This is a genomic window from Nocardia farcinica (assembly GCF_029867845.1).
In the GTDB taxonomy this organism is placed as follows: Bacteria; Actinomycetota; Actinomycetes; order Mycobacteriales; family Mycobacteriaceae; genus Nocardia; species Nocardia farcinica_A.
In genome coordinates this window covers 1-5,896 of the sequence record NZ_JARWRU010001096.1, presented here as the reverse complement: position 1 = coordinate 5,896, position 5,896 = coordinate 1, and the positions used below count along the sequence as shown (strand labels likewise).

Sequence of the window (5,896 nt, the reverse complement as noted above, 5' to 3'; positions counted from 1 at the left end):
GGATAACGATCCCCCGCCTGCACCCCGCCCCCCGGGCGGGGGGGGGGGGGGGTGGGGGGGGGCGGGGGGGGGGGCGGGGGGGGGGGGGGGGGGGTGGGGGGGGGGGGGGGGGGGGTTTTGGGGGTGGGTGGGGTGTTGGGGGGGGGGGGCGTGATTTACCGCCCCGCCCCCCGCGGCCGAGCAGTTCGGCGAGCAGACTCGAGTCCAGAGACAGGGCGGCGGCGCGGCGTTCGGCCAGCGGGCTGTCGCCCTCGTACATGAACTGGCCGATGTAGTCGAAGAGCAGGGCATTGGCGAACGGCGAGGGGGTGGCCGTCTCGACCTCGACCAGGCGCAGCTGCCTGCGTGCCACCCGGCCGAGCACCTCGGTCAGGGCGGGCAGATCGTAGACGTCGCGCAGGCATTCGCGCACGGTCTCGAGCAGGATCGGGAAGCCGGGGAACTTGCGGGCCACGTCGAGCAGCTGGGCGGAGCGCTGACGCTGCTGCCACAGCGGGGCGCGCTTGCCGGGATCGCGGCGCGGCAACAGCAGCGCCCTGGCCGCGCATTCGCGGAAGCGGGAGGCGAACAGCGCCGAGGCGCCCACCTGTTCGGTGACCAGTTCGTCGATCTCGTCCGGCTCGAAGACGAACAGTTCGGCGCCGGGCGGCTCGTCGGTGGTGTCGGGCAGGCGCACCACGATGCCGTCGTCGGAGGCGTTGGGGGTGGCGTCGACGCCGAAGCGCTCGCGCAGCCTGGCGCCGACGGCCAGCGCCCACGGCGCGTGCACCGGCAGGCCGAACGGCGAGTGCAGCACCAGCCGCCAGTCGCCGAGCTCGTCGCGGAAGCGCTCGACCAGCAGCGTCTTGTCGGTGGGCACGTGGCCGGTGGCGGCGCGCTGATCGGCGAGCAGGGCGAGCAGGTTGGCGGTGGCATTGGCGTCGAGTCCGGCGCCCGCGAGCAGGTCGTCCAACGCGCCGTCGGCGGCGGGCGGCGGTTGCCCGGCCTCCTGCGTGCTCTCGGGCACCCGTTTGACCGCCTTGCGCAGGAACTCCCCCAGCGCCGCGCCGAGTTCGGCGGGTCTGCCGAGCCCGTCGCCGTGCCAGAACGGCAGCCTGCCGGGCAGGCCGAAGGCGGGGGTCACCAGCACCCGGTCGAAGGTGATCTCCTCGATGCGCCAGCTGGTGGCGCCGAGGGCGAAGACGTCGCCGACGCGGGACTCGTAGACCATCTCCTCGTCGAGTTCGCCGACCCGCGAGTTCTTCTCGCCCACCATGTACACCGCGAACATGCCGCGATCGGGGATCGCGCCGCCGGAGGTCACCGCGAGCCGCTGGGCGCCCGGCCTGCCGGTGAGGGTGCCCGCGTCGCGGTCCCACACCAGCCGGGGCCGCAGTTCGGCGAACTCGTCGGAGGGATAGCGGCCCGCGAGCAGGTCGAGCACCGACTCGTAGGCCGAGCGGGGCAGGGTGGCGAAGCTGCCGGTGGAGCGCACCGTCTCGAACCAGGCGTCGGCGTCGATCGGCTCCAGCGCGCAGGCGGCCACCGTCTGCTGGGCCAGGATGTCCAGGGGGTGCGCCGGGATGCGCAGCGCCTCGATCTGCCCGGTCACCATGCGATGCGCGGCCACCGCGCAGTGCACCACGTCGGTGCGGTGCTTGGGGAACAGCACGCCGCGCGAGGTCTGCCCCACCTGGTGCCCGGCGCGGCCGATGCGCTGCAGGCCGCTGGCCACCGAGGGCGGAGCCTCCACCTGCACCACCAGATCCACCGCGCCCATGTCGATACCGAGTTCCAGGCTGCTGGTGGCCACCACACAGCGCAGCCGCCCGCTCTTGAGGTCGTCCTCGATCAGGGCGCGTTGTTCCTTGCTCACCGAGCCGTGGTGGGCGCGGGCCAGCAGCGGTTCCGCGCCGTGCACGACCTCGGTGCTTGCGCCGAGCTGGGCGGGCGGGCCGTGCGCGGTGTCCACGGCCTCGCCGAGGCGGGCCGCGTAGGCCTCGTTGAGCCGGGCGGTCAGGCGCTCGGCCAGCCTGCGGGAGTTGGCGAACACGATCGACGAGCGGTGGGCCAGCACCAGATCGACCACGGCCTCGTCCACGTGCGGCCAGATGGAGCCCGGCTGGTCGGAATCGCCTGGCTCGGTCATGTCAGGCACCGGCACCCGCACGCTGAGGTCGAAGGTCTTGGGCGCGGGCGGGGCGACGATGGTGACCGGCGCCGCGCCGGTGAGGAAGCGGCCGACCTCCTCGGCCGGGCGCACCGTCGCCGACAGGCCGATGCGCTGGGCGGGGCGACCGGTGAGCAGATCCAGCCTGGCCAGCGACAGCGCCAGATGCGCGCCGCGCTTGGAACCGGCCACGGCGTGCACCTCGTCCACGATCACCGTCCGCACCGTGCGCAGGGTCTCGCGCGCGGCGGAGGTCAGCATGAGGAACAGCGACTCGGGGGTGGTGATGAGGATGTCGGGCGGGGTGCGCTGCATGGCGCGGCGCGCGGCCTGGGTGGTGTCGCCGGAGCGCACGCCGACGGTGATCTCCGGGACCTCGAGGCCCAACCGGGCGGCGGTGCGGGTGATGCCTGCCAACGGGGCGCGCAGGTTGCGCTCGACGTCGACCGCGAGGGCCTTGAGCGGAGAGACGTAGAGGACGGTGGTGCCGTTCGACCCGGCAGCCCTCGACGCCGCGGCACCGCCGGAGGCGGCCTGATCGTCCGGCCGGGCCCCGGCTCCGCGCGCCAGCTCGTCGATGGCCCACAGGAAGGCCGAGAGCGTCTTGCCCGAGCCGGTGGGCGCGACCACCAGGGTGTGCTCGCCCGCGGCGATCGCCTGCCAGGCGCCGATCTGCGCCGAGGTGGGCGCGGCGAAGGCCCCGTCGAACCATTCCCTGGTCGCGTGGGAGAACCTGGCGGTCGAGAACGGGGGCACTCGTTCAGTGTGCACCCGCGCACCGACAACCGGCCGCGACCCACGCGGTCGGGCGCGCCCGAGCCCGTAGGCAGGCGCGGGACGGAGCCGTAGGCTGACGCGGGTGGGCACCGCGCTGAAACTCGACCTGATCGGGCACGGCATCACCGAGGCGCTGCGCGCCGCGCGCTTCCCGGCCGACGAGCCGCTCACCGAGGGCGGCCGCAACGCCCTGCCCGCCTACACCCCGCCCTCGGACGCCGCCGTGCGCACCGGCCCCGAGCTGCGCGCGGTGCAGACCGCCGAGCGGCTCGGGCTGTCGGGCGCCCCCGACCCGCGCCTGCGCGATCTCGACGCCGGTCACTGGCGTGGCGCCGCCCTGGACACGCTGCCGCCCGCCGACCTGCAGCACTGGCTCACCGATCCGTCCTGGGCGGGGCACGGCGGCGAGTCCGTCCTCGACGTGCTGGCCCGCACCGCCGAGTGGCTGGCCGACGTGGCGGCCGAGGGCACCCCGACGGTGGCAATCACCCATCCCGCGGTGGTGCGGTCGGCGCTGGTGATCGCCCTCGACGCCCCGCCCGCCGCGTTCTGGCGGCTGGACGTGGCGCCCGGCGGGGTGGCCCGGCTGCGGCACCGTGGCCGCTGGACCGTGCGCATCGGCTGAGCGCCCGCCTCGCCGGAATGCCGATCCGCTTGCGCCAGAACAAGAATGCGGATTAACTAACAATTCGCAACCGGAGCGGGAGGAGCGGGGATGGGTGATCCGCGGCAGTACGTGGTGATCGGCGGCGGATTGGCGGGGCTGGCCTCGGCGGTCTGGCTCGCCGAGGCGGGCAAGAAGGTCACACTGCTGGAACGGCGGGGCAGGCTGGGCGGGCGCGCCCACGCCATGAAGGTCGACGCGGTCGACGATCCGCCGGACAACGGTCAGCACGTCATCGCCAGCGGCTACGAGAACCTCTTCCGCTACCTCGACAGTGTCGGCACCCGCGAGCACGTCGCCTTCCCGGAACGCTCCACCCTGCGCTGGCCCGACGGCCGCTCGGTCACCATGTCGGTCACCGGCCTCGGCGCCATCCGCACCCTCACCGGACTGCATCCCGACACCGGCCTGCTGGACCGGCTGCGCACCCTGCGCGCCACCGGCCTGCTGCTGTGGCAGGCGCTCAACCAGCCGCACGACCTGGCCGATCTGACCACCGCGCAGTGGTTCGAGCGCATCGGCATGCCCGCCAGATCCCGCGAGGCACTGTGGGACTGGCTGGCGCTCGGCATCGCCGCCGAACCGGTGGAGATCGAGTCGGCGAAGGTCTTCGCCGACGTGCTGGCCACCGGCTTCCGGCTCGGCGCCAAGCACCTCACCCCGGTCAGCATCGGCTATCCGACCACCGATCTGGACACCCTCTACGTCGACGGCGCCCTGCGGGTGTTCCGCGAACGCGGCGTCGACGTGCGCTACCGGGCGGTGGCGCGGCGCATCCACATCGTCGACGGCAAGGTGACCGGCGTTGCCATGGCCGACGGCTCCACCGTGCCCGCCGACGCGGTGATCTGCGCGGTACCCAACACCAACATCGGCGGCCTGCTCGACGACCTGCCCGAGCACTCCGAGATCTACGCCGCCGCCGACAAGCTGCACTACACCCCCATCGTCAGCACCAACCTCTATCTGGACCGCCCGCTGGGCACCGCCACCGAGTTCGAGGCGCTCATCGGCGGCACCGGGGTCATCGACGAGGTCTTCGACCGGCAGCTGATGACCGGCCGCAGCACCGAGAAGGCCTGGCTGTACTGCCTGACCACCAGCGGCGCCTACGAGCAGATCACCAAGACCAACGCCGAGATCGTGGCCGAGCAGATGGCGCTGCTGCGCCGCTACTACCCGGCCGCCGCGCAGGCCGAGGTGATCCAGGGCCACGTGGTGCGCATGCCCAAGGCCACCTTCTCCCAGACCGTCGGCACGCACGACCTCCGTCCCCCGCAGCGCACCTCGGTGCCCTCGCTGGTGCTGGCGGGCGACTGGACCGCCACCGACTGGTCGGCCACCATGGAGAGCGCCGTCCAGAGCGCCGCCAAGGCGGTGGAGCTGCTCCTGGCGCAACCCGCCGGGCGATGAGGGGGCCGGTGTGAGCGGCGATCAGGGGGGCGGCAGGCCGGGCGACGAGCGGAGCGGCGAACCCGCGCGTACCGGCGCGCGGGATGGGGAGCCCGCGGCCGAGGAACAGCCGGCCAAGCGCAAGCGGATGTCGGCGGCCGACCGGCGCGACCAGCTGCTCGACGTCACCCGCGACATCGTGGTCGCCGAGGGCTTCGCCGCCGTCGGCATCGACCGGGTGGCGCGTGCCGCGGGCGTGGCCAGGGCACTGATCTACCAGCAGTTCGGCGACCTGGCCGGATTGACCGCGGTCCTGCTGGAACGCGAGACGCAGGTCGCCTTCCGCGGCATGCAGACCGTGGACTGGTCGGGGGCGCAGGCCGAGGGCGCCGATGTCGACCAGGTCGGCCGCGGCATCCTGGCCTATGTGCACGCCGCCCCGGACAGCTGGCGCATCCTGCTCAGCCCGCCCGACGGCGGTCCGCCGCAGCTGCGCAAACAGATCGAGGTCGGCCGCAGGTCCTCCCGCGCCATCACCGCCAGGCACCTCTCGCGCTACGCGGGGGTGATGGTCGACCCGAACGGCACCACCACCCGGCTGCTGCTCGCCTCCATCGAGGAGCTGTTCCGCCTGCACCTGGCCGACCCGGTGGCCTGCGACGACGACACCGTGCTGCGCTACCTGCGCTCGATGGTCGGCTGGGCGGTCCGGCTGGAGGCGAGGCGCCGCCCGGGGAGAGCCCCCCCCCCCCCCCCCCCCCCCCCCCCCCCCCCCGGCGCGCCCACACCGCAGGCCAGATGCGGCGCAAGCCTGCCACCGCCGAGATGTCCCGCTACACCCGCGACCGCAAGCATCATTGCGGGCTCGGACCGCACAAGGCGCGTGACACCACCCTCGCAGTCGTGTGGCTCCA

The 5,896-nt window shown here is 73.8% G+C and carries 4 protein-coding genes; 3 read left to right on the top strand and 1 reads right to left on the bottom strand.

Annotated elements, in window-relative coordinates; genetic code table 11:
- On the bottom strand, window positions 1-2,905 hold a 2,905-nt coding region (locus QH283_RS24220), incomplete at its 3' end, for a DEAD/DEAH box helicase (RefSeq protein WP_280505242.1).
- Between the two features lie 103 nt (window positions 2,906-3,008).
- Here QH283_RS24220 and QH283_RS24215 point away from each other — a divergent pair.
- The 3 genes from QH283_RS24215 to QH283_RS24205 all read left to right on the top strand — a co-directional run.
- The gene (locus QH283_RS24215) at window positions 3,009-3,551 is read left to right on the top strand and encodes a histidine phosphatase family protein (protein WP_280505241.1); all 543 of its coding nucleotides are present in this window, start codon (window positions 3,009-3,011) and stop codon (window positions 3,549-3,551) included.
- Window positions 3,552-3,641: 90 nt separating this feature from the next.
- Window positions 3,642-5,003: a hydroxysqualene dehydroxylase HpnE gene (gene hpnE / locus QH283_RS24210; protein WP_280505240.1), complete on the top strand. Its 1,362-nt coding sequence runs from the start codon at window positions 3,642-3,644 to the stop codon at window positions 5,001-5,003.
- Window positions 5,004-5,013: 10 nt separating this feature from the next.
- Window positions 5,014-5,896: TetR/AcrR family transcriptional regulator (locus QH283_RS24205; protein ID WP_280505239.1), on the top strand; the 883-nt coding region annotated here is incomplete at its 3' end.